Below are 24,681 nucleotides of genomic sequence, written 5' to 3'. Positions count from 1 at the left end.
CAATTTACTCCCTAATCAGCTGTTTAATAGCGGCAGCATACTTTTTATCAAAGCCGTCTTTATAGCCTTGAAATACAAAGCGCACATTACCATCGCGATCAATAATCACTGTGGTTGGCATGGCTTCAACTTGATAGGTCTTAGACAAAGAATTGGTTTGGTCGAAAAATATTGGGAAACGTAAATCAAGATCGGCTAGAAAGTCTTTGCCTGCTTGGTTTTCTTGTTCAACATTAATGCCCCAGACTTGAACGCCGAGGTCTTGATACTTGTCTTGTAATTTTTGCAAAATCGGCATTTCTTTACGGCATGGTCCACACCAAGATGCCCAAAAGTTGATCAAGATAATCTCGCCACGTTGCTCGGCTAAATTGAGGTTAGTCCCTTGCTGGTTTTTTAAGGTGAAGTCGGGTGCTGCTTGGCCAAGCGTGAGCGCCTGTACCTGCATCGACAACAATATTGCACCTAATGCAATAAGACATTTACCACTAAATCGACTGAACAACATTGTATTTCCTTATTGGTTTTTCACTTTTGCTACTCGAATATTCTATGGTCTCTTTTAACGACCACTATCGAGGTGGATTAAAAATAGAACGACACACCCGTAGCAAAATTCAGGTTATGGGTTGTTTTAGATGCGCCAGTGACCTCGGTATTAAACAGGTAATCACTCATGCTTAAATCCCATGCAATCCAGTCGGTTAAAAACACTCGGTAGTTTGCAGTCAGGTTGACGGTAAATTGCTCGTCACCGGCAAACTCGGTACTGCCGCCGCCCAGTTCAACCGAAAACACACTGTTAAACACTGTGTCTTTGCTGAAAAAGATCTCACCAGGCAGTAAGTTATAACCAATATTCAAGCCGTAATAAGTTAACTCACGCTCAGCATCAGTTAGCAATGGCGCTGCGTTAGACAGTTTTTCAAAACTGGTTTCACCTGCTTTGGCTTGGGCATAACGCGCTTTGACATAAAAATGTTCGCTGATGTGGTAACCCACATGCGCACTTATCCAAGGGTTTGATTCAAAATCTTCAATCGACAAAATACCGCCTTGAATACCCACTTCAACGTTTTCAGTATCGATAACATCATCAAGCACAGTGCGACGTTCTACATCGGCTTTGACGGTATTAGGGGCATCGTCTGCGGCAAATGCTGCTGAGCTTGGCATTAATGCGGTCAACGCTAAAGTACTAGCAGTGAACAAAGGCACTAAAAAAATACGCTGAATCCTATTTTCCATGTTTGGATCTCTTCATTTTCATCTCGGTCGGTTAAGGCTAACGAGAGTTTATATTCGGCCCGTAATAAAAAGTTACGTGCAAGGTGATATTTAATGCCAGCTGCCGCACTCATTATGGTGCTGCGGCGCGCTTCGGTGTCGGCTAACACACTATGGGGTTCGGTATTAATGATCCCCGCGCCAACGCCAATGTATGGCACGACAATTAACTCGGGTAAAAGTTGGCTAAACAGCATGACTTCAAATACGTCACTGTCTGAAATACTCCCCAGTGCTTTACCTGCTGATATTTCAGCGCTAAATACTGGGGTAAATGCATAGCCCGCATAAATATTGTAGAAGTTGGCACCTTCTAAATCGCCGTACATTACACCGGCTTCAATTTGGCGATTGATGACGTCTTGTTCTGTTATCAAGTTAACGTCAATGGCTTGGCCATTTTGGGATAAACCCTTTAGGTTATCTTCATGAAACCAGCCTTCAACGCCACGTTTGTTTAGTACTTTTAACCAAGACGTTCGCTTAAGCAACACCGTTACCATTTCGTTTTGCTCGATAACTGAAACCACCGGATAGCCATCACTTGGCCCTGAATGCAGCTCAATAAAGGGCACATCGATCCGCAAACTTGGGTTGTCGTCGGCCTGTAATACGGGGCTTAAACACAGTATTGTCAGTAGCAAAAAGGTGTTTCGTAAATATGTTTGCATAATTCCCTATCGCAAAGTCATGAAGCAAACCTATGGTTTTGCTTGTGGCATGCTTTGTTAGTCCTGTGAGTAAAATGGCGTGTTGTAATATTGCGCGCCAATGTCTAACCATTCGTTAAGTAATTTGAGCTCATCGGCCGACAGCATATTTTGATGGGTGGTGTTATTCATCACCTCAAAAAATGTGTTACTTGAACGCGCGCCATTAGTCGATAAAATTGCCGGCACATTGACTGTGGTTAACACCGGGATAGGGTTACCGTCAGCGTCAAGAATAAGCTCACCATTACTGTCTACTTGATAAACTACGTTGCCATCGGCATCAAGCACTTCAACTAATTTGTCGATTAAAATACCATCGACTTCTTCTTGCTCAACATCGTTAAAAAACAGTTCACGGTATGAGGTTAAGTGTGCAGCTTGATCGCTTGAAGGTGAATTGATTAACGACAACTGTCCCGCAGGCACTTGCGCCGCGCCATCGGCATCGACGATATTATGGCAATTGGTACAAGTGTTATCGGCAACGATTATTTGAGTTGTTGCGTCTATAACGGGTCGAGCTAAGTCCCACAGCGGTTGAATATGTTCAACATAATTGATTTGAATGCGGCAATAGGGCGTCCAATTGTCAAAGCATTCGCTGCCATTAGGCGCCGGTGTGGCCAAATTACTGTAACTGTATTCAACATTTGGATTAACGGCAGACAATACTGGGTTAGTCCAAATATCTTGATATTTAATACTGTCGCTAAGCTCGGCAAGGCCATTGACCATTTCATTGGCTTCGGCCATGGTTTGTCCTTGCGCAGGAATGATATTACTCGTGGCATTAGGGTAGGCAGAACCACCCGCGGCTCCGGTATTAATGCTAGGGGCTTGGGCGTCGAGTCGGCCATGAGGCAGTTGACTGTTAGCAGTATGACAGCCGGTACATTCTAGGGTTTCACCCGGAGTTAACGTGATCCATTGATTGTGGCGTCCGCCAATACGCTGACCATTGATATCTAACACACTGATGGCCAATGGGACATTAGCAGGCACTTTTATTTTGACTGAACCATCGGGTTGAATTGGGCTATAACCGACAATTTCGCGCATGAGTTGGTTATTACTGCGGCCAAAATCGGTATTGGCAATGTCTCTAACATCGTCGGGTGGCATGGGAACACCACGCACAATCCGTAAAAAGCGAGCCGGTAAGTTGGCTGCGGGTGTTTGCGATGGGTCACTTAAACGGCTAATACCACCTACGTTGGCAGTGGTGTCGATACCATCAAAGTCATATACGCTGCGAATGTGGATAGAACCAGCCAATTCTTGACTTAGCTGTGAATCAAGTTCGTTGCCGACGACCTTGTCCGCGATAAAGGTTTTTGGTTGTGCGCTAGGTTGCATCACCACCGATTCGGTTAGCACCGTCCCTTGAGCTGTTGTGGCCACCAATTGTTGGGTGTTGTTGGCATTGTTGAGTAGCCATAGCTCGTATAAGGGATCGGCTTGAATCAGATTATCGTCAGCGAGTTGCTCCGCGGTGAGTTGACCGCAGGCGCGGACGATGTCATTTACAACAACACGACACAAATCCCAACTCATTAAAAAGCGCTGGCTGTTATCGGGCAGTGGGTATAAATGATTGATTCTACCTGTTTCTGATAATGCGGCAGAAAATGAGAAGTTAAATTCTGATAACGTGGCGTCTGTAATCGCTTCGCCTTGCGCGCCAGAATTGGCAGTGGCTTGCTGGGCATCAATGTAGTCGTCAATATTAATCAGCACCGGACGTTTTTGAATCCTGGTGTCGTCCTGTGATGAAAGCAACATCAATATTTCGCCGCTAGCTAATTGTTGTGGCTTGATAAAATCAATCGATTCGGTTTGGCCGTCAAGGGTCAATTGATGCGAATGCCAGCCAAATACTAATTCGTTTTCTGTTCCGTCTGGATTCATACGGTACAGGTTAATTCCGTGGTCGACGCCCATTCGATCCCAGCGGCTGTATAAAATCTTTCCGCTTTGCAGAACCAATGGGTAAAAGTCATGGCTTAAGTTAAAGGTTAACTGCTTAATGGCGCTGCCGTCTGGGTCCATTACATGGATGTTAAAGGTTTCATTAGCACGGCTTTCATCTAATGCTGTGTATTGTGGTTTACCTTCATCAAGCAAAATTGCCCGAGATAAACGCTGCCTGCTTGAGGCAAATATAATTCTGCCATCGGGCAAAAACGCCGGCATTAAATCATCGCCTTGCTCTGCCGTTATGTCACTGCTGATGATTCGTTCTAAGATTTGGCTTGCTACCGTATAACGCCAGATGTTCCATTTAGGTTGTTCATCGTCGTCAACACCGTCGATTTCAGGTGCGCGAATGGCCATAAGCAGTTGTTGACCATCATCTGACACCGACAAATCGCGAATATCAATCAACTGATCTTCAGCAAATAAGGAGGCTGTTAAATTCGTCGCAGGTGAATCAGCGAAGGCATTGCGTTTAATGATCAGTTGCGCGCCAGGATTAAAATGGCCTGGATTAAGATCTTCAAATTGTGCAGGATTTTGATCGACCGCAGTTAAATTACGCTCAATATAAGCCACAGGATATTCAACAAGAACGGGATCAGGCTGTTGATCTTTAATTGCTGTTTCGGTGTTACATCCCAATAACAATGTAATTACCGTAAACATCATAATGTTATAGCCCAAAGTCGGCCTCATTTGTTTTCCTTAACGATTTATTATTTTTGTGAGTATCATAGCAAAACCCTATTGCGGCTGACATTATTGCTTTCTAGGCCCAGTGTTTCAACATTTTTTATTAAATATTTGAATACTTTATTTTGACACGGCAAGACGCTTTTTTGGCGCCAAGTTATTGGCTGCAAGTGTCAAAAAAATTAACAAAATAAAAACTTTTAATGTGAGCTGTTGAATGATTTAATCAGCACCATTCGATTTTTATCATGTCCAAATATCAATTTCAGTTCAATACCAGGCAGTCAAGTGCTAACAAGGAGACAGTATGAAGCAACGACTTCGTACGGTAAAAAGCTTCAGCTTATTATCTTATTATGGAAAAACGATGCATTTTAAGCCGTTTATGAGTGTATTAGCACTTGGTGTATTGAGCCTTTTGTCGGCCAATGTGGTTGCTGCCAGCTTAGAGCAAGCAAAACAATTGCATGACCGCATAGCTGGGGTTCCAGCTTCCGAAACCACATTGCAAAATATGGCAGCATTACTTGATGACGGCAAACCCATCGAAGCCGCCTACCTCGCAATGGAAACACCGGCATTTTATTCTACGACGTTGAAATTATTCGCCACACCGTGGACCAATATTGATCAAGACATTTTTGCGCCGTTAAATGACTATTCAGCCACTGTGATTGGTGCGGTTAGAGACGATGTTGATTTTAGAGATATTCTGCAAGCCGACATGGTATATGTGGGTAAGAATAGTTTAAATTTACCCGGCTACAATCGCAGCAATAATGACCATTATCAGGCATTAGAAGACCAATTTATTGATTTAAAAGATGGTTTAGAGCGCACCACTCAATCGAGTGTGAATGGATTACCTGCTGATGCAACGGCAGGGGTATTAACTAGCCGCGCCGCTGCGAAAGAGTTTTTCTATTTAGGCACTAACCGCGCGATGTTTCGTTTTACCTTAATGAATCATTTGTGTACCGATTTAGAGCCATTAAAAGACAACACCCGCCCAACCGATCGTATTCGACAAGATGTCAGCCGCAGTCCTGGTGGTGATAGCCGTTTATTTATCAATAACTGCTCAAGTTGTCACAGTGGTATGGATCCACTGGCGCAAGCGTTTGCTTTTTATGAATATGAGTTTAACCGTGACCAAGATCCAACGGGTGAAGCTGGAGCAATAGCTTACAACACCAGCGGTCAAACCGACCCCGCCACCGGCACACGAGTGCAAGGTAAGTATCATATCAATTCAACCAGTTTTCCTTTTGGCTATGCCACACCAAACGATAGATGGAACAATTACTGGCGCGAAGGCCCTAATCAAAAATTGGGTTGGGATAACAGTTTGTCTGGTCAAGGTAGTGGGGCTAAATCATTAGGGCAAGAGCTGGCAAACAGTAATGCCTTTGCCCAATGCCAAGTTAAAAAGGTGTTTAAAACTGTGTGTTTACGAGACGCAGAAAGCCAAGCTGATATTGCACAAATTAGTGCTACTACGGCTTCTTTTAAACAGAACTCTTACCAACTTAAGCGCGTTTTTGCTGAAGTTGGCAACTACTGTATAGGAGAATAACCGTGAAATATTTAATGGCTAAAGGCCTTGTTATTGCCTCATTACTCATCGGGCTTTCTGCTTGTGGTGGCGGGGATGTTGAAAAGAATCCGCCTGCGCAACAAACGCCACAATCTGACGTGTATACCGGCCCTGCAGCAGCAACGGCTGATATTCAAAAATACAAAGCATCGTTGTGGGATAACATCTCAACCCAAGACAAATGCGGTGCGTGCCATACAGAAGGTAATCAAGCGCCTTATTTTGCCAGTCGAAATAACGTTAACGATGCTTATGCTGCCACGAATCCATTGGTTGACTTAACCGACCCTAAAGCTTCACGTTTAGTCAGTAAAGTCGCTGGTGGACACAATTGTTGGCTCGCAAGTGATTCAGCTTGTGGTGAAACCATGACCCAATGGATCAAGTTATGGGCCGATGAGCGTGTTAGTACGGTCAATACTATTGAGCTGACTGCACCGGTTATTCGTGATCCAGGTTCAAGTAAAAACTTCCCTGATGACAGCAGTTTATTCAGTCAGCACGTTTATCCCATCGTGAATCAATATTGTGTGTCTTGCCATAATGAAGCAGCACAATCTCCCCAGTCGCCATTTTTTGCCAGCACCGATGTGAGCCAAGCTTATGAAGCCGCCAAAGGAGTCATTAACTTAGACGACCCAGCGCAATCAAGGCTTGTGGTGCGTTTAGGTTCGGAGTTTCATAACTGCTGGAGCAATTGTGTAGACGATAGCATTGAAATGCGCGATGCCATTATGGCGCTCAGTGATGGCATTGAACTTGATGAGATTTCACCAGACATGGTGGTGTCAAAGTCATTACGTTTAACCGATGGCATTACCGCCTCAAGTGGTGGCCGTTTTGAAACTGACGTAATCGCTTTATATCAATTTAAAACAGGTGAGGGCAGCATTGCTTATGACACCTCAGGCATATCTCCAGCCGCTAATTTGACCTTAACCGGTGATGTAGATTGGTTGGGCAGTTGGGGCTTGTCGTTTACTAACGGTAAAGCGCAAGCGAGTACCGCTAACAGCAAAAAACTGCATGATTTAATTACCGCAACAGGTGAGTTTTCTGTTGAGGCTTGGGTGACACCTAATAATGTAACTCAAGAAGGTCCAGCCAGAATAGTGACCTATTCTGCGGGAGACAGCGCACGTAATTTTACCTTAGGCCAAACTCAATATAACTATGACTTTATGCTGCGCACTCAAGCATCTAGTACCAATGGCGAGCCAGCATTAAGTACACCAGACGCGGAAGAGGTATTACAAGCCACATTGCAGCATGTAGTGATAACTTACAATGCCACCACTGGGCGCAGTATTTACGTTAATGGTCAATTGATTGATGTGGTCGATGAAGACATTGCGCCACTTGCCAATTGGGACGACAGCTTCGCGCTTATTTTGGGTAGAGAAGCGTCAAACCAGCATGTATGGCAAGGCGATATTCGCTTATTAGCCATTTATAATCGGGTACTCGCACCTGAGCAAGTACAGCAAAATTATAATGTTGGAGTGGGTGAAAAGTTCTTTTTACTTTTCTCGATTAGCCATTTAATTGATCTTCCCAATACCTACGTCATGTTTGAAGTCAGTCAGTTTGATAACTACAGCTATTTGTTTAGTAATGCTGCCATTGTGAACATTGACGGTACGCCAGTAGCAGACAGCTTTGCGTTAAAAGGCTTACGTATCGGTATTAACGGTAAAGAAAGTGCTCAAGGCCAGTCATACGCGAATCTCGATTTATCAGTATCGGCAGGGCAAACGATTGCAGAGCCGTTTTCTATCTCAGCATTGGGTACTATTATCGCCCTTGAAAAAGGGGCTAATCTGGATGAGTTTTTCTTAACCTTTGAACAATTAGGCGAACACACCAATGTAGTGTTACCTGGGGTATTTGTTACCCCTGCCGAGGTGCCAGCAACCACTCAATCGGCTCAAGTCGGTGTGCGTAACTTTGCTGAAATCAATCACAGTATGAGTATGCTCACGGGCGTTGACCAACAATCGACTAAAGTATTTAACACCTATCAGTTAGTTAAACGTCAATTACCGAGTCTTGAAAATATCGAAACCTTTATCTCTGCGCAGCAAATGGGCATCACCCAGCTTGCCATTGCCTATTGTGATACTGCGATTGAAGACAACACGATTCGCAGTAATTGGTTCCCAGATGTGGACTTTACTGCCGTACCTAGTGTGGCGTTAAATACCACTGAGCGCGCCAATTTATTGAACCCGTTAATTAACCAACTTATGCCGTTATCGTTAGCCAGTCAGCCAAGTCAAAGTTCGGTTTACAATGAACTTGATAGCTTAGTGAGCGGTCTGTCGGTTTGTAGTGGCACCTGTACTGCAGAGCGCACCCGTACTATCGCTAAGTCTAGTTGTGCTGCCGTATTGGCCAGTGCCGTGATGCTAGTGCAATAGGGGCGACAGTATGAAACGATATTTACAGCGATTGATAGCATCAACCGTACAGCAGTCAAGGCAAACGGTTGCTGGATTGACGTTTTCACGATTAACCCATGCAACTGAATATAGCCGTAATACGGGCACAAAAGGGATTCAACAATGACTAGACCTAAGCACCTTCATCCAGACAGTCCATTGTTGTTTGCTGACCATAGTAAGCCGATGACTAGGCGAGATTTTATTTCGACAGGCTTGTACAAAGGCGGCGCCGCAGTTGCTGGTTTATCGTTATTTAGCCTGTTTGCTAACCCTAACAATGCTCATGCGGCGCTATCACCCGATCTTGAAGCACTAAGAGACTCTTGCGGCATAAGCGTACAAGGGGCGGGCAAAATTCCGTTTATTAGTTTCGATTTAGCCGGTGGTGCCAATATAGCGGGTTCTAATGTGTTGGTTGGCGGCGCAGGTGGCCAGCAAGATTTCTTATCCACGGCAGGTTATAACAAACTGGGTTTACCTGGTGATATGGCTCCGTCAATTGCTAATCCCAATGCGGGAATGTCTGATTTTATTAATACTGATTTAGGGCTGGCGTTTCACTCTGACTCGGCTTTTTTACGCGGAATTTTAGAGAAAGTATCATCTGATACCGCATCACGTATCAACGGTGCTGTGATCCCCAATCGCTCAGATAATGACACGGGTAATAATCCACACAATCCTATGTATGCCATCGCGGCAGCAGGGGCGAACGGTTCGTTAATGCCGTTAGTGGGGTCGCGTAATTCAGATTCCGGCGGCAATTCAATGGCGCCCACCAACTTTATCGATTTAAGCAAACGTCCCACTAAAATTGATCGCCCTTCAGACGTAACGGGTTTAGTGGATGTAGGTGATTTATTCAGTTTATTGTCGCAACGTGATGCTGTGGCCGTGATGGAAAGTATTCAACGTATTAGCGCGCAAAAAATGGCGGCAGTGAACACGCAAGTTACCCGCGGTGATGTGATTAAAGATTTGGTTAATTGTGGTTATGTTAAAAGTGCTGACCTTGCCGACCGTTTTGGCGACCCATCAACATTAAACCCATTGTTAGACCCTGATATTGTCGGTCCTGGTGGCATTTTTGGGATTAATGAATTTGACTCTGAGTCTGAGTTCCAAAAAACCGCGTCAATCATGAAGTTAGTGGTTAATGGCTTTTCTGGTGCGGGCACGGTCACCATGGGGGGGTTTGACTATCACACTGGCGAGCGCGCCACAGGTGAGTTAAGAGACTTACGAGCCGGTCGCTGCATGGGCGCGTGTTTAGAATATGCTTCACGTCGTAATATGCCGTTAATGCTATACGTGTTCAGTGATGGCTCAGTTGCCAGTAATGGTCGCATCGATGACTCAATGGAAGGGCGCGGTAAAGGCGAATGGACTGGCGATAATTCATCAACAGGTGCGTCTTTCTTTTTGGTTTACAATCCGTCTGGCAAACCACAGCTAATGGGTGGCAGCGCCGACCAAATGGCCAGGAAACAACAAATTGGTTTTATGCGCAGCGATGCATCCGTTGATACCGCGTCAGCCCCGTCGGCCAATAACGTTAACTTGTTGGTAGAAACCGTATTGCTAAATTATATGGCTCTACATGGCGAACAAAGCCAATTTACCTCAGTTGCCCCAGGACAAGGATTAGGCAATGCAACCATGCTTGATTCATTAACCGCGTTTCAACCAATAGTGTAGTTATACCCTTTGTGGAGGAGGAACAAAGGATATTGTTTATATTGCGCTCGCATGGATACGGCTAAATCACCTCAAGTGCAAACACTTCTATGACACGCTGCTAGTACATCCTTGTAAGCTCGGCCATGACGTCCATGTCATGGACGTCATGGCCGCGCTTGCACTCGAGGTTCAATCTCTTCTTTGCTAGGGGGTTGATAACTGCAAGTTATTATTGATATTCGGTCGCATGGATGTAGCTAAATAACCTCGGGCAATGAGTGGCACTTTTATCCCAACACCACATGCCATAAAAATGGGTGGCATGATTAATCTGATTAATCTCAATTAAATTTGGCTGCGAGATTTATTTTACAGTCTCGTTATATGCAAAGGGGCTTATGCGCGGTAACCTAATCAAATCACTTATCATTGGTTCAATTCTCGGGATTGTAATTGGAGTATCTAAAATAGATTCATCAAACATCGGACTTATGATTTCGTTGTGTTCATGCATCGTTTTAGGTTTAGTGACGGTAATGACTATCGACAACAAGCCTCATTTATATACACTGCCAGCTATATTCGTTTCAAGTTTATTCTTATGTGCATTTTATGGTTTTAAGTATGGGCTTGTTTATACCGCTGGGGTAGCAGGCATTTACGGTATATTCTCAGTGCAATTATTTCAGGCTATTTTTATTGCATCTGATAATGTAAGGTATTTAGTCGAAAAACTCTTTAAAAAGAAGTAGTTTTCATATAACAAACGCCTAAACTCCGACAATGATTAGTTGCCATGGTATTGGCAAAACAACGCAAAAAACCACGCCAACACATTGCGTGTTAGGCTGGCGTTAGTGTTACTTAAGATTGAGTTTTCAAATTTAAGATGAATGAAGAGAACGAAAATTACTTTATAGCAAAGTATGTGGCTGGTGCTTGTGATACTGATGATTTGGTCAATTATGCAAATTATAAGTTAAACAGTGGCATCTATTCTGACGGGTTACTGGGTATCATTGATGCAGAACCTAAATGTTGGGATATCGTTTCACCTCTTTTTGAAAAACTGATTGCTCAACTTCCTTCATTTGATGATTCAATTCATTTAATAATCAAACATCACTTAAAGTTAATTGCTAGTGAAAAAATCGACCCATTCATTCAATTTAGGCAGCTGCTCAATGATATTGATAATTTTGATCTACATGAAAATGTGACTAAATATGTTGGTGATAATGTAGGCATCGAGCATCTATATGGGTTGTATTACGCTAGAGATGATTTGGAAGTAAATGACAATTATGGTGTTGTTGAAATAGGAGCCCTAATGCAAGAAGAATCTATCAAGTGGCTATCGGAACATTAACAAACGACTAAACCCCGAAAAATTAACATAGCCATATATGGACCTTCCGGTGATTGGCGGCTGGGCCAATTCTTTTATGAATAGAAAGAGGGAACAACCGTTGGTTTCCTCTTGGTCTGGTGTGGGCGAAGCGCCACGACGTTAGTGGCCGCAGGCCATAAGTACATAAGTACATAAGTACATAAGTACAAATCAAAATAACCACCTGGATCCCGGCTCAAAAGCATTACCGGGACGACGAGAAGATTGTTAATGATTAATCTTGTTGTAATCCCGTCGATACATGTAACGTTTGTTGATTGTCGATAATGATTGCTTCGTATTCTGGTAATTGATTAATCAGCGCCATGCCTTGTTGTAATCCCATGACAAAGATGGCGGTGGACAGGGCATCCACAAAAGTTGGATTTTTACCGATAATCGACACGCTGACAACATTGCGTGCTGAGTCGCCGGTTTTGGGATTAATAATGTGATGATAGCGCACGCCGTCTTCGATAAAGTAACGCTCGTAATCGCCCGAGGTTGAAATCGACTCGTCACTTAATGGTAATTGCACCGCGGTTTTGTCGTCTGCCCTAGGGTGTTTTATACCAACAAACCAAGGGCGTCCGATGCGATCGCCGAGTAATGTGGTGTCGCCGCCAGCGCTGATAAGAGCATGTTCTATGCCTGCGTCTTTTAATATCGAAATACAATTTTTAACCGCATGCCCTTTGGCTATGCCGCCTAAATCAATTTTGACATCAGCATTAGCAAAACGAACTGAAGAGGTGGACTTATCGAGTATTACTGCTTGGTAGTTTATTGCTTTTAATGCGGTGTTAATGGCTGCTTGGTCGGGCTTTTGATGCTTACGATAATCGTATTGGTAACCTACTGAGGCGTAGGTGATATCAAACATGCCATTGGTTAATTTGGCAATGTCTTGCGCGTCGGTGAGTAAATCAAACAGCTCAGCGTTTATGGTCACAGCTTTTGTGGCGGCATCACGATTAATGATACTGAGTTCGCTGGTGGCGATATAAGGACTCATTGTTTGATCAATGCGCTGCATTTCTTGCTCTACCGCGGCAATTAAGCCATCTGCCGTTGATGCTTCGGCATTGTCAGGTAGCCAAAACTCAACATGTGCCAGCGTTCCCATGACATCAAAACTCTTTTGGTGCCATTGAGCAAACGCAGCATTTGAACTGAGTACCGATAACAATAATATGATGACTAGGCTGACTGTGCGCATGAATGTATAAGCTTTCTATGTTGTGGTGATAGCGGTGATTGTTGATGAATTAGTGCCAATCATCAACAGTAAAAGCGAAAATAACTTTTTTGATGCTGAAAATGCTTATTTGCATCACTCGCTACATGGGTGATATTTGACAAAATTCTCGCGGCATCGAGCTTATTGAGGTAGTTTAGCCGTATTATCGTTTAACAGAGTGTTATGTGTTTTTTATGTCGGTCATGTCTTCAATAACTCAACTCACTAATCATTCAGCTACTCGACCAGCCACTCGAGCAGCTACTCGACCAGACACTCGATCAACTGGGCTTTCTCAGCCTTATGTTTATTTTGTGCCACTTAATGGGGCGTTATCACCTGCTGATTATGAAGTGGGTTTAGCCTTAGGTTGGTTAAGTGATGATGAACTGGCCAAGGTTGGTCGTTATAAAAGCGTGTCGGCGCGTCATAATGCGTTGCAAGTTCGTATTGCGCTTCGGGCTGTATTATCGCTGCACAGTGCATTAACGCCTCAACAATGGCGTTTTAGTTACGGCGCTAAAGGTAAGCCTGCACTGACACAAGATTTGTTGGCGCAAACTGGGCTGCATTTCAATTTAAGCCACAGTGGTCAATGGCTAATGATTGGAGTATTGATTGCACCCAATGCTGAAGAAAAAACTGAGCCAACGATTGATGGAGCGAGTAACGAGTGGGTATACAATCCTGAACAAGATATTTGCTTTGGTGTCGATATTGAACGACAGCGTAGCAGTACCGACATAGTGCCCATTTTGAATCACTATTTTACTCAAACAGAAACCAACACCTTATTGCAATTGTCCGAGGCATTACAACGACAACGATTTTTTGATTTATGGGCCGTAAAAGAATCCTACATAAAAGCACGCGGACTGGGATTAGCGTTATCACTTAAGTCATTTAGTGTTGATTTTAGCCTGGCAGAGCAGTGCAATACCCCGTTGCAACGGGCTGATAATCACAGTCAGTCAATTGAGTTACTTAAGCCGGTAAAACTGAATTTTACCGATAGCAAACAGCCTGCCGCAAGCGATTTTAGTTGGCAAACGGTGATGGGACGACTCGATAATGAATACCGTTTTTCGGTGACTTTGGGGTTGGCTAACTCAGCGGTTTCTAACGTGGTAATTGAACCTTACTCTATTTACAACACCTTATCGTGTGCCCAATTAAGCTTTGATGATTTGTTGGGTTGATGGAACCGTTGATGACTTAGCCGAAGCAATGCTTCGGCTAAGACTAAAGCCAAGATCAAGACCAAGAAGATGGTACGATCTGGTAATTATTTTAACGGTACAATTTCAAATTTGTCATTGAATTGTACTAAGGTCGAGGCAATTTTCCCAAAGGCTTGTTTGTCGCCAGTCATACTGGCATCACCTTGTTCAATTAATTGCGTTAACGTGGTTTGACCTAATAAAATACTGACAACATCTGCTTTGGCAATGGTTAACGTTGCATCAGCTTTTTGAAGTTTATTAACAACAATATTGTTCAAATTACCATGACTAAGCTCTACAAATATGGTGCTTTCAACTTCCGTCTTATCGGCTTTAGTCACCACATTTAAACTAATATCGCCCAGTTTATCTGCGGCAATGCTATCTATTTTTACGGCTAAAAAGTCAAATAAAGTCGGCATATCCATTTCGCTCAATACATCTGCAGAGGCTGATTTAGGTGTGCCTGGCTGAATTCCTATTCTTAACTCTTGAGTACCGGTTAAATAGATGTTTCTCCAACCAGCCCCTTCAGCTTGATAACCTAGTTGCTCGTAGGTGTCGGCTAGTAGATCTCGAGCACTTTGGTTACTTGGATCTGCCATGACCACTTTGTTAAGCGCTGTAGCTACAAAACGGTATTCACCTTGGCTAAAATCTGCTTTGGCCTTTGCGACAACGTTGTTGGCGCCGCCCATGTACTCGACAAATTTTGTCGCTTCTTGTTGCGATGGCAATGGGTTTAAGTTAGCTGGGTTCATGTCAAAGTAGCCTAAATACATGTTGTAAACAGCTTTAGCATTATGACTGTAAGTGCCATGATAGCCATTGGTGTACCATTGATCTTTTACCTGCTGTGGAATGGTGTCCATGATGGCATCACCAATATCTTGTAATACTACGCCTTGATTAGCTAATCGCAGTGATTGGTTATGAACTAAACCATAATTGTCGCGTTGCATTTTAAGGTATTGATTTACTTCATTGTTACCCCATACTGGTGCTGAATGCGATGCGAATAGCACTTCAACATCTTGACCAAATGAATTGATCATCTGGTTAATGTCTTTTGACCATTTTAATGCATCGCGTACTTTTGCGCCGCGTAAAGTATAGATATTGTGCATACCATCGTAGGTTAATTCCCCGCTCCATAAGGCTTTCATTGAAGGAATATAAGTGACCATTTCGCTGGCTGCTTCTGTTCCTGAGGCATCCATAAACACCATTTCAAGTCCATCGATAGTTAAGGTTTCCCATTTATCTTTTTGATTAAGTTCGTAGTCGGGTTTTACGTAGGTAATTTCACCTTTGGATAAACCTTTAGCAAGCGCAGCGTCAACAATACCATGATCATGTTTGCCCAAAGTTGCTCCATATTGGTAGCTGGCTCGACGGCTCATAGCGTTGCCTGCGAGTACGTTTTCGGCAACCACTTCGGTTGTAATATTGTTTGACCCGTACACTTTTACATCAGGATATAGCTCTTGAATCCCCCGGGCTCCGCCAAAGTGGTCAGCATGGCTATGTGAATAAATCATTGCAACAATCGGTAATGTATTCCCTTCTGGAAGGTGTTCAAAAGCAAATTTGATAGATTGTTGCGCCGCTTCTTTGGTTAATAACACATCATAAACAATCCAACCGGTTTTACCGCGAATTAAGGTCATATTTGACAAGTCAGTACCACGAATTTGATATATGCCATCGGTGACTTTATATAATCCGTTCGAGACCATATTAAGCTGTGCTTGGCGATATAGTGACGGGTTAACTGAGTCAGGATATTTATCACTGATAAAGCTAAATTCTGCACGCAGAATATCTGCGGTGGCTTGATCAAACTCGGCTATTCTATTTTGGTTGAAACGGGTGAACGCATTTTTGTCATTAAAGTTAAGCGTTTTGGCTACCTCGGTATTGTGGGCTGCCGTTGCTGGAGTAGCTTCTTTTCCCTGGTAATCGACACTTAAGTGGTCGTGTTCATGCTGAGCGGCTAAAGCATTGAGTGACAGGGTCGAAATCATTGATAGTGCGATGATAGATTTTTTCATGGTAAGTCCTCATATAGTTAAAGATAAATGTTTTAACGTTGATGAAACTATCTTAGTGGTTAAATACCAAAAAATAACTATAGTGAAATGGTGATAAAACATTTTTTATATGAATGTATTTGGCCTAAAAAGGAATGAGTATGAGCGATGCGTTTGCCAATAAATTGCCAGCATTGGATTTAAATTTACTGCGAGTTTTTTGTACTGTATGCCAGCAATCATCAATCACCCGCGCAGCAGAACAGTTAGGGTTGACGCAGTCGTCTGTGAGCAATGCGATTAGCCGTCTTAAAAACACACTGGGTTGTGAATTATTTATTCGTGTTGGTCGTGGTATCGAACCTACAGCAACAGGGTTACATATATTTAATACTGTTCAGCCAATGCTAGATACCATTGAACAAACTTTGATGGGAGTTAAAGCGTTCGATCCCAGTACCTCTAGAAGAGTTTTTACCATTTATGCCAATGAAGCTGTTATCGATTTATTACAACCGCAATTAGATAGAGCATTAGCTAATTTGTCTGTCAGGGTGGTGCTACGTAATTCACCAGTATTAGAGGCGGAACAGTTTCAAGACTTACAAATGCAAAAAGTAGATTTGGTAGTGGATATTATGCCGCCAAAACTAAAAATGTTTAGTTTTAAAAAGGTCGCCCAAGAGCGGATTATTTGTGTGGTACGTCAACATCATCCAGTGATAAAAAACCATGTCAGCAGCGATGATTTTTTTGCCGCCGAGCACGTTATGTATCGTCTACATCGCGATAATATGCGTGTTGCAGATATCATTTCTAATGATCCATTACCGCAGCGCACTTTATACAGTGAGCAGTCGTCTATTTTGAGTATGTTGTCGTTAATCAGTAAGTCGAATGCCATAGGCATAGCGCCATATACTTTTACCCAAAGCTATGCGCAACTGTTTAAACTAACCTTGCTTGAATTACCTTTTAAGACTCGGCCAATAAATTTATACAGCATTTGGCCGACAAAACATGCATTAGATAAGTCATGTATTTGGTTAAGGGAAATAATTGAAAAACTGATGCATGATGCATATGGCTCTTCATAATGCAGACAGCATTAATCAAAAAGCCAATCTTAGAGAGATTGGCTTTTTGTTAATATCGCTATATGTGATGGCGATTATTGTCTCGCGAGGCGATTTGATTCAGGTGGGTTTTCAAAGTCGCTGCGGTACGGGTTGATGTCTAAGCCACCACGACGCGTATAACGTGCGTAAACGGTTAACTTAGTGCACTGGCAGTATTTTTTTAAGTCGACAAAAATACGCTCAACGCACTGTTCGTGAAACTCGTTATGCTGGCGGAATGAGATTAAATAGCGCAGCAGTTTTTCACGATCAATTTTAGGGCCTTGATAACGGATCATCACGCTGCCCCAGTCTGGCTGAGAGGTGATTAAACAATTAGACTTCAATAAATTTGAATTCAGTGTTTCAGCCACGTTTTTGTCAGGATCTGTACCACCGATTAAATGATCGGGATTAAATGCGTATTCGTCGACTTCAATATCCAAGTCATCAATACAAGTACCCGGTAAATCAATAATACGTTCAAGATTAAAATGCTTTGGTTCGATGACTTTGACGGTCAGGTCACCTTGGGCACAAGCGATTAAATCGCGGCTTAACGTTTCTTGTACGGCTTCGACACTGTCAAACTTAGTTTGGTTAAAACTATTTAAGTACAGTTTAAAAGATTTAGATTCAATCAAATTGACACTGTTGATATCTAACTGAACTTCCAAAATGGCAACAACAGGCTTGCCTTTAGCATTAAGCCAAGACAATTCATATCCGGTCCAAATATCGGTACCGTGAAAAGGGAGTTGACCACTTAATTCAATAGCATCTCGGTTAAGTTTACGTGGAACCCCTTGCAGCAGTGACGCGTCATACTCAGCTTGATAAGCAGTTGCTTGGCCTAATGTTAGGCCTTTTAATGCTGCTGCATCACTATAAGGGTCGTGATTGTGTGTCATCTAATCGGTTTCCGTGTCAAAATATGGTTTTATTATAAACTACGAGTGGCTTAAGTGTCTTGTTCATCTGCATTAGATTGCTTTATAAAAAACTATCTTAAATCTTATCAAGATACGCTATCTGAATTTCCGCGCTATTATCCTTTGGGCGAAGACTCAATATGTATTCAAGGCACCTTTAATGCGGACACTGATGATACTGTGTTCTGGCAGCCCATTAAACGTGACAATGTTGCTGACTTTAGTAACGTGGAGCATGCATTAAATATTCAATTACACCAAGATATTCATGCATTTTATGGCCAGTATTTTTCCGCGCCATTACCGTTTACTGCATCATTTGGCGACGGTGAATTACTCCAAGCATGGAATCAAGATGACTTCGAAAATTTGCAACAAAATGTAATTGGTCATTTGATCATGAAGAAAAAGCTCAAACAACCAGCAACTTGGTTTATCGGTGTGCTAGATGATGACGACGAAATGCTAACGGTAAACAATGATGATGGCAGCGTGTGGATTGAAATTCCAGGTGAAAAACAGCGCACTAAATTAGCCGAATCATTAACGGCGTTTTTAGAGCAAATATCGCCGATGATCAAACCGCCATCAAAACCCGTCGAGGAATTACCTCATACGGTAGATCATCCAGGTATTTGGCAACGCATTAAAACCATGTGGGATTATTTGTTACGCAAAAAGTAACCGCATCAAGCATTGAAGTGCCATTTTATGGTGCTTTAATGCGTTCATTGCATGCAAACACGAGCATTCAAACACGAGCATTCAAACACGAGCATTCAAACTCGAGCATTCAAACTCGAGCATTCAAACTCGAGCATTCAAACACTCATCTTCCTCGTAATATCCTCCTTTATGCTTCGCTTAGGTTATTTTCTCCACACTTTAGTGTCTGAGTTATTTTGTCTATGCACGCTTGTTTATCAACAATCCACAATCCGTAGCTTATGGGCAATACTTCAACGCCAGCCCGTTTAAATAATTTGTAGGTTGTTAGCTCAAAAAAGTTAGCCCAAGGCCCAGGAAAACCAATAAGATCAACAGCAAGGTATTTGTCTGCATAACGACACAATAGGTCTATTTCGGTACCGGCAATGGTATACCCAGGCCAAGTATCAATATTGTACTGTGTTAACGCCTCAATAAGCTCTTGCTGAAATGTGTCTATCTCTGAGGTCACGCTGTGTTTGGCATTAAAGGTTGTTATAGAAGTAATATATTGGCGTAACAGGTTGTGTTCTGGTAATAACGAGTCGTCCATAGACAAATATATCAACTGCTTTTGACGTGCCCTGGTAATGGTGACGTTAAACACATCCGCTTTATTTAAATAAGCAGCCGCACGTTTACTGTCGTTATCAATCGCAAACGAAATCAGCATGATATCCCGCTCTTCGCCTTGAAACCCAAACGGCGTGGCTACACGTATCCTGTGTTTAATGACATCTGTTTGAGGGATCTTCTGCTCAATCAATGTGGCAATATATTCAGCCTGCGCGCTAAAAGGCGAGATAACTCCAATACTATGAGTGATGCCAGTTTGGGCATCTTGTGTTATTTGATGTTGGATCTCTGCTAATAAACTCTGTGCTTCTTGTGGATTAACGCCCGATGCATCACGAGTACCGGCGATACGATGAAGGTGCAAATGGCCTGAACTGGTGCAGGGGCGATGTTGCATGATTTTTAATTTAGATTGATAAAAAGACTGGTTACTAAAATGAATCAGCTCAGGCTTACTTCTAAAGTGTTCATCTAAAAAGGCCAACTCTTGCGCGCTAGCTAATGTTTTTAACGCTAAATCTAAGATGGAGTTATCTCGATAACTGATGGCTCCTGGGCTGCTTTCGGGCACATTATTTTTGGCAAGCAATTGAGTTTGTTTGCTTCTGGCTAAAAAGGAATAATGTTTTAATTGCTTTGTGTCGCCAACAATCAATACACGTTTTGCACGGTATAGCGCAGGTAAGCAACTGCTAATGTTACATTGTGTTGCCTCGTCAATAATCACTAAATCAAACATTTCACGATTAAGTGGCAATACCCTGTGTAGGCTGTTTAAGCTTGCTAGCCAGATGGGAAATGCGGCAAATAATGTGGCGTATTCTATTTTTTCAAATAGCGCGAGTTGTTTACTGGACGTTCTACTGCGAATCGCTTGGTTAAAAGCCTGTAGCGATTTACGGTGCTGATTAACTAATGTGTTTAAGTTATTCTTTTTTAGTGCATTGAGATATTCAGCTGCCAGTGTTTCCCGCGTAACAGTGTGTTTATTAATGGTGTTTAACGCATCCCATTGATGATGCCATTGGTTTATTGACCCTTGGGTAAAAAACAAATAAACCCGTTTTAGCCATGTTGATTGTTGTGCTTGAAGTTTATGTAGGTACAAACCACGGCGAATAGACCTGCGACTGAACGCCAGGAAACGTTTTTCAAGTTTTATCAGTAATCGTTGCAGCTTATTCAGTTCGTCTTCACATGCTTGCGGGTTTTGGCTTAAGTCATCGCTAAAGTATCCTGCGAGTAAGTCCGCGGTATAGTCTTTTAATTGTTTTAAAAATGCTTTTTGTCCTGCGCGAATAGACACGTCGCCCAAGTTAAAATTACTCGCCAATTTATCTGCAATCACATCAAGGGCTACGTCATTATTGGCCACAATAAGCACCGACTCACCGCGCGCCATATGTTCGGCAGCAACAGCAGATATGGTGTAGCTCTTTCCCGTTCCTGGCGGACCAGATACGCAGCCTAAATCGGCATTGGCAGCGATATGAATAACTTTCTTTTGTGGCGTAGATAATAACCCCGGTAAAAAGTCATATTTAAGTGTTGGGGCTCTGAGTCTTACAGCACGTTTTTCAAACGTTTGGTTAAACAGTTTACAAATAGGAGCTGATTGCTCGTTAGCGCTAATGATACTTTCTAATTCGTGAAGTACACCGCGACTGCTCGATGACCTCTCGACAAAAAGTAGCATCGAAATAGGTAATAAGCGGGGAGTGTCTTGGGTTAATGCTTTTTTAATGTCTTGGTGCCCAGCAAGCCTGGGATATTGCAATAACTCTAGTGAGTTTATGTCAATTTGATTACTGCTAAAATATGAGGTCCAAAAAGATGGTGAATGTATATCTTCATTGATGAGATCTTCTGAAAGCTCATTATCTTCTGGTAGCAATTGTTGCAGCAGGGCTTCATTGATTTCAGTGTCTTCTGTTTGGGCTGAAAAATAGAAATTATTGTTTTGTTGTTCAATGGTGGCTTCATTAAACAGCAGCGGTGAGACAACCGTTTTGAGCTCACCTTTTATAGTGACTTTACCGACAAATAGAAATCGTGCGTACAGCAGTATTCTTTCTCTTTGGTACATTGCCACTCGCTTAAGCATTGGCTCAGCAAATTCTTGCGGGATAGGCAAACGAGGTAAAAAACCTGTCCCTAGCTCATCTTGCCCTTCAAGAATGAGACGATCTTCTTGTTTAAACTTGTTCACATTCCAAAGATTGATGGAGGCGCTATCTTCCTTATAACAATCTTTGTAGTAGGAAATAATCTGCTGATAACTCAATGGCACAATTCCATTTATTGATGATCCCAAGACAAATTAGACACAATACGGCAAGGCTCGCAGCGAAAATGAAACATGTCTAAAAGTGGCTCATCTAGCTTCCAATCTTTAGATCCACAGCGTGGGCAGGGGCGAGCTAGCTCTGCTTGCAATGATTCGCCGCCCACACGGTATAAGTAATAATAGGTGGGGATATTAGTTAAATATTCTATCCGGCCACGTAAATCCCAACCGCGTCTAAATAAGTCACTGTCCGCTCGAGTGATCTCATCCAAAGCTGCAAACTCTGCTTTAGTGGCTGCGGCCATTTGCAGTTCATCGCATGCTTGCCACTCTGTTTGCCATTTTATGATGCGTTTGTGATCGCCATTAAAAGTAGCAGGCAGCTGATAAAGAGGTATTGGTAACAGGTTATCGCCATTACGCAGTGGCGAACACATGTGCACATAACTGGTATACAGCAGTTGCCATGAAGGCGTATCGGTATTGCTGGCTTCGGAGTTAATGTCTTGGCCGATGAATTTCTCTCTAGGGGCCAATAGCTTAGCTGCAGTTAGGCCTGCTAAGGCCACTTTTACCCATGGGCTACTGTGGCGGTTAGCTAAGCTGGTTTTTTCAGGTAACAGCAAACGAACTCTAAATTCACCGTCATTAAAGGCGACCGCAAATTCACGTCCTAAAATTTGTCCATTAGCTCGTAAGGCTTCAAGAAAAGCGTTAATGGCTTTCTCTACCGTATCAATTGTCGTATCGGCAAAACATTCAAAGCGTAGTTCGGTGACAAACATCTACTGCTCAGCCTTATTATTGATTATGTAGCTTTGAGTCATATTATTTTGTAATTGGTTTTCTAACTCAGTAACTCGTTGGGTTAGCTGACTAATGTGTTGTTGTAGGGTCATAACCTGTTGGATCACTTGAGTAAGATCGGGTTGATCATGTGATGAGACATCGGCTATTGATGGAATGTCTGCTAATTCCGGTAAATGTTGCCACTCAGATTTAGGCAGCGCCTTAAATTGTTGTAAACCTTGGATAAGGGTAGGCATCGGAATGCTATTGCCTAAACGACTTTTTATCAGGGCCAAGCTGGGCGTATGCCCATTGTTAGCAATTGATTTTGCTGCGGCAAGTACTTGTTCAATTGGACTCATTGTTGGTTTAATTCCTTAATTCCATATAGTGAGATTAACTAATTCTTGTTGAGTTAAAACATAAAGCTATATAAATCAGTATATTATTTTATGGCACGATTTTGGCTTAAAGGATCTGTAAATACAATGCGGATTTTATTTTAACAAAAAGGATGCAACATGAAATTAAAACTTATCGCAGCGGCATTAATTGGCGCTACATCACTAGCATTAAGTGGTTGTGTTATTAGTGTCGGAGACCATGAATCGGGTAAAAGTGCTGATTATTGGCAAGTGCAACAAGATAAAAATCGTGATCTGTTGAGCAAATTGTCTATGGGAATGAGCAGTGATCAAGTCGCAACCTTAATGGGAACGGCTGATTTTAGTGAAGCTTATACCAAGTCGGCTCAAAATAATGCAGAGCAATCCATCAAAGTGTTGTTTTATCGTACCCAATGGGCAGAAGGCGATGGTAAAACAACCAAAGATGAATGCACGCCAATTGTGTTCAAAGATGACGTTTTAGTGGGCTGGGGTGATACCGCCTATAGACAGCACTAATTGCCGAGTGAGGTTATCCGACATTAAGTGTTAATTACAATTTAGCTCGCATCATCACGTCCAATTGGTCAATCACTTCTGACCATTGGGCGTCTTGTAATAATGCCTCTTTTAAAAATGCTTTTTGACCTGAATTCCAGCAATCGGCATCAGTAATTAATGTGTGTTTATCCAGTTTGTTTTGGATAACAAAGTCGTCGATTCCCTCTTGATCGTGAGGCAAACCTAATTGCTTAAATAAGTGACTTAAATCATTTGATGTAGTGTCCATTTGGCGCATTCCTTATGATGGTTAGATAAACAATTTTAGTATCCGTCTTGATGAGATAAATTGCAAACAACTGACACTCACAACCGCTAACAGGTAAAATGGGTAAACAAAACTTGTACAATGTTTCAAACTTGTTAAGTTAAGTTTAGCGAGTTAACCAACAAGGAATAATAATGGACAATAACACCTTGGAAACTTTACGTGCAGTCTATTTGACGGCAGAAGACTTACGAGTCGCAGCTTCTATTCTTTATAATGCTTATCATGATGATCCCTATTTTATCGAGGTACTTGGGCAAGATGACAATCAACAATACGAACAGAAACTTCGAGCGGCGATTCGTGAAGAGTTAAATGAACTGTGGCAACAAGAACAACCTTTAATTGGCCTATTTGACGGTGACCGTTTAATTGGGGTTGCCTGTGTGATTACGCAACAAGTACCTTTGGGTGAGGGGCGTTATTGGCATTGGCGTTTTAAAATGATGTTGGGTACAGGATGGAAATCAACTCAAGGGTTAATGCAAAAAGAGACCTGCATTTTAGAACATCTTCCTTCGCAAAAATGCGGGGTTTTGCAATTTATTGCCTTATCCCCCAATGAGCAGCAAAAAGGTTATGGTGCCAAGTTAATTCAAGCGGTATTGAGTTGGTGTGATGAGCAACCTGGGCTTGATGGCATTGGGGTATTTGTGAGTAACTCTTCGCACCATCAAGCATTCGTGAAACAAGAATTTGTCAGCATTGCCACTGTGAGTATTGGCAATATTGAAGGTGAAATATTGTTTTACAGTAAGGCATAGTGTCTAAAATGAAAA

General features: G+C 42.5%; 22 protein-coding genes. 11 read left to right on the top strand and 11 right to left on the bottom strand.

Annotated elements, in window-relative coordinates; all coding sequences use genetic code 11:
• Window positions 1–4: 4 nt before the first annotated feature.
• From AAEY94_RS00775 to AAEY94_RS00760, 4 genes are all read right to left on the bottom strand, one after another.
• The gene (locus AAEY94_RS00775; protein ID WP_101087756.1) at window positions 5–508 is read right to left on the bottom strand and encodes a TlpA family protein disulfide reductase; all 504 of its coding nucleotides are present in this window, start codon (window positions 506–508) and stop codon (window positions 5–7) included.
• Window positions 509–585: 77 nt separating this feature from the next.
• On the bottom strand, window positions 586–1,248 hold the full coding sequence (locus AAEY94_RS00770) for an outer membrane beta-barrel domain-containing protein (RefSeq protein ID WP_254439879.1): 663 nt from the start codon (window positions 1,246–1,248) through the stop codon (window positions 586–588).
• Window positions 1,218–1,958 (bottom strand): outer membrane beta-barrel protein, encoded by a 741-nt coding sequence (locus AAEY94_RS00765; RefSeq protein WP_350976512.1) that lies wholly within the window; start codon window positions 1,956–1,958, stop codon window positions 1,218–1,220. The genes AAEY94_RS00770 and AAEY94_RS00765 overlap by 31 nt, the downstream gene beginning before the upstream one ends.
• A gap of 57 nt (window positions 1,959–2,015) precedes the next feature.
• Window positions 2,016–4,673 (bottom strand): HzsA-related protein, encoded by a 2,658-nt coding sequence (locus AAEY94_RS00760; protein ID WP_350976509.1) that lies wholly within the window; start codon window positions 4,671–4,673, stop codon window positions 2,016–2,018.
• A 304-nt stretch (window positions 4,674–4,977) separates the two neighbouring features.
• Here AAEY94_RS00760 and AAEY94_RS00755 point away from each other — a divergent pair, with 304 nt between their 5' ends.
• From AAEY94_RS00755 to AAEY94_RS00730, 6 genes are all read left to right on the top strand, one after another.
• Complete coding sequence (locus tag AAEY94_RS00755; RefSeq protein ID WP_350976506.1) at window positions 4,978–6,246, top strand: hypothetical protein; 1,269 nt, start codon at window positions 4,978–4,980, stop codon at window positions 6,244–6,246.
• A 2-nt stretch (window positions 6,247–6,248) separates the two neighbouring features.
• Window positions 6,249–8,687, top strand: a complete 2,439-nt coding sequence (locus tag AAEY94_RS00750; protein WP_350976504.1) for a LamG domain-containing protein — start codon at window positions 6,249–6,251, stop codon at window positions 8,685–8,687.
• Window positions 8,688–8,697: 10 nt separating this feature from the next.
• Complete coding sequence (locus tag AAEY94_RS00745; RefSeq protein WP_350976501.1) at window positions 8,698–8,835, top strand: hypothetical protein; 138 nt, start codon at window positions 8,698–8,700, stop codon at window positions 8,833–8,835.
• Entirely contained in the window at window positions 8,832–10,409 is a 1,578-nt protein-coding gene (locus AAEY94_RS00740) for a general secretion pathway protein GspF (protein WP_182743844.1), read from the top strand. Before AAEY94_RS00745 ends, AAEY94_RS00740 begins: the two co-directional genes overlap by 4 nt.
• Window positions 10,410–10,789: 380 nt before the next feature.
• On the top strand, window positions 10,790–11,143 hold the full coding sequence (locus AAEY94_RS00735; protein WP_123777029.1) for a hypothetical protein: 354 nt from the start codon (window positions 10,790–10,792) through the stop codon (window positions 11,141–11,143).
• 137 nt (window positions 11,144–11,280) lie between these two features.
• On the top strand, window positions 11,281–11,760 hold the full coding sequence (locus AAEY94_RS00730; protein ID WP_123777028.1) for a hypothetical protein: 480 nt from the start codon (window positions 11,281–11,283) through the stop codon (window positions 11,758–11,760).
• A gap of 256 nt (window positions 11,761–12,016) precedes the next feature.
• Here AAEY94_RS00730 and AAEY94_RS00725 read toward each other — a convergent pair whose 3' ends face one another.
• A complete protein-coding gene (locus AAEY94_RS00725) occupies window positions 12,017–13,000 on the bottom strand; it encodes an FAD:protein FMN transferase (protein ID WP_350976497.1) in 984 nt (327 codons plus the stop codon).
• A gap of 224 nt (window positions 13,001–13,224) precedes the next feature.
• Between AAEY94_RS00725 and AAEY94_RS00720 the strand changes: the two genes are divergently transcribed.
• Complete coding sequence (locus AAEY94_RS00720) at window positions 13,225–14,220, top strand: 4'-phosphopantetheinyl transferase family protein (protein ID WP_350976495.1); 996 nt, start codon at window positions 13,225–13,227, stop codon at window positions 14,218–14,220.
• Window positions 14,221–14,306: 86 nt separating this feature from the next.
• On the opposite strand, the gene AAEY94_RS00715 is transcribed toward AAEY94_RS00720, so the two are convergent.
• Entirely contained in the window at window positions 14,307–16,298 is a 1,992-nt protein-coding gene (locus AAEY94_RS00715) for an alkyl/aryl-sulfatase (RefSeq protein ID WP_350976493.1), read from the bottom strand.
• A 140-nt stretch (window positions 16,299–16,438) separates the two neighbouring features.
• Here AAEY94_RS00715 and AAEY94_RS00710 point away from each other — a divergent pair, with 140 nt between their 5' ends.
• A complete protein-coding gene (locus AAEY94_RS00710) occupies window positions 16,439–17,374 on the top strand; it encodes a LysR family transcriptional regulator (RefSeq protein WP_182743716.1) in 936 nt (311 codons plus the stop codon).
• Window positions 17,375–17,448: 74 nt separating this feature from the next.
• Here AAEY94_RS00710 and queF read toward each other — a convergent pair whose 3' ends face one another.
• Entirely contained in the window at window positions 17,449–18,306 is an 858-nt protein-coding gene (gene queF, locus AAEY94_RS00705; protein ID WP_162022696.1) for an NADPH-dependent 7-cyano-7-deazaguanine reductase QueF, read from the bottom strand.
• Between the two features lie 54 nt (window positions 18,307–18,360).
• Here queF and syd point away from each other — a divergent pair, with 54 nt between their 5' ends.
• Window positions 18,361–19,011 carry a SecY-interacting protein gene (gene syd, locus AAEY94_RS00700; RefSeq protein WP_350976488.1) on the top strand — a complete coding sequence of 217 codons (651 nt, stop codon included), beginning with the start codon at window positions 18,361–18,363 and terminating at the stop codon, window positions 19,009–19,011.
• 169 nt (window positions 19,012–19,180) lie between these two features.
• Here the strand turns inward: syd and AAEY94_RS00695 are convergent, their stop codons facing one another.
• The 3 genes from AAEY94_RS00695 to AAEY94_RS00685 all read right to left on the bottom strand — a co-directional run bounded on the left by AAEY94_RS00695 (window position 19,181) and on the right by AAEY94_RS00685 (window position 23,049).
• Window positions 19,181–21,820: a DEAD/DEAH box helicase gene (locus AAEY94_RS00695; protein WP_350976486.1), complete on the bottom strand. Its 2,640-nt coding sequence runs from the start codon at window positions 21,818–21,820 to the stop codon at window positions 19,181–19,183.
• Between the two features lie 89 nt (window positions 21,821–21,909).
• Complete coding sequence (locus AAEY94_RS00690; RefSeq protein WP_101087769.1) at window positions 21,910–22,683, bottom strand: Zn-ribbon-containing protein; 774 nt, start codon at window positions 22,681–22,683, stop codon at window positions 21,910–21,912.
• Complete coding sequence (locus AAEY94_RS00685; RefSeq protein WP_350976482.1) at window positions 22,684–23,049, bottom strand: hypothetical protein; 366 nt, start codon at window positions 23,047–23,049, stop codon at window positions 22,684–22,686.
• Between the two features lie 159 nt (window positions 23,050–23,208).
• On the opposite strand from AAEY94_RS00685, the gene AAEY94_RS00680 reads away from it, so the two are divergent.
• A complete protein-coding gene (locus AAEY94_RS00680; protein WP_350976480.1) occupies window positions 23,209–23,592 on the top strand; it encodes a DUF3192 domain-containing protein in 384 nt (127 codons plus the stop codon).
• A 34-nt stretch (window positions 23,593–23,626) separates the two neighbouring features.
• Here the strand turns inward: AAEY94_RS00680 and AAEY94_RS00675 are convergent, their stop codons facing one another.
• Window positions 23,627–23,863, bottom strand: a complete 237-nt coding sequence (locus tag AAEY94_RS00675; protein WP_101087772.1) for a DUF2789 domain-containing protein — start codon at window positions 23,861–23,863, stop codon at window positions 23,627–23,629.
• Between the two features lie 173 nt (window positions 23,864–24,036).
• Here AAEY94_RS00675 and AAEY94_RS00670 point away from each other — a divergent pair, with 173 nt between their 5' ends.
• Window positions 24,037–24,666, top strand: coding sequence for a GNAT family N-acetyltransferase (locus AAEY94_RS00670; protein WP_101087773.1), 630 nt, complete (start codon window positions 24,037–24,039; stop codon window positions 24,664–24,666).
• Window positions 24,667–24,681 lie beyond the last annotated feature (15 nt).

The sequence above is a fragment of the Shewanella sp. AC34-MNA-CIBAN-0136 genome, from assembly GCF_040309945.1.
Classification (GTDB): domain Bacteria; phylum Pseudomonadota; class Gammaproteobacteria; order Enterobacterales; family Shewanellaceae; genus Shewanella.
Note: the sequence above shows the minus strand (reverse complement) of the source record. Positions and strands in the feature narration are given on the sequence as shown.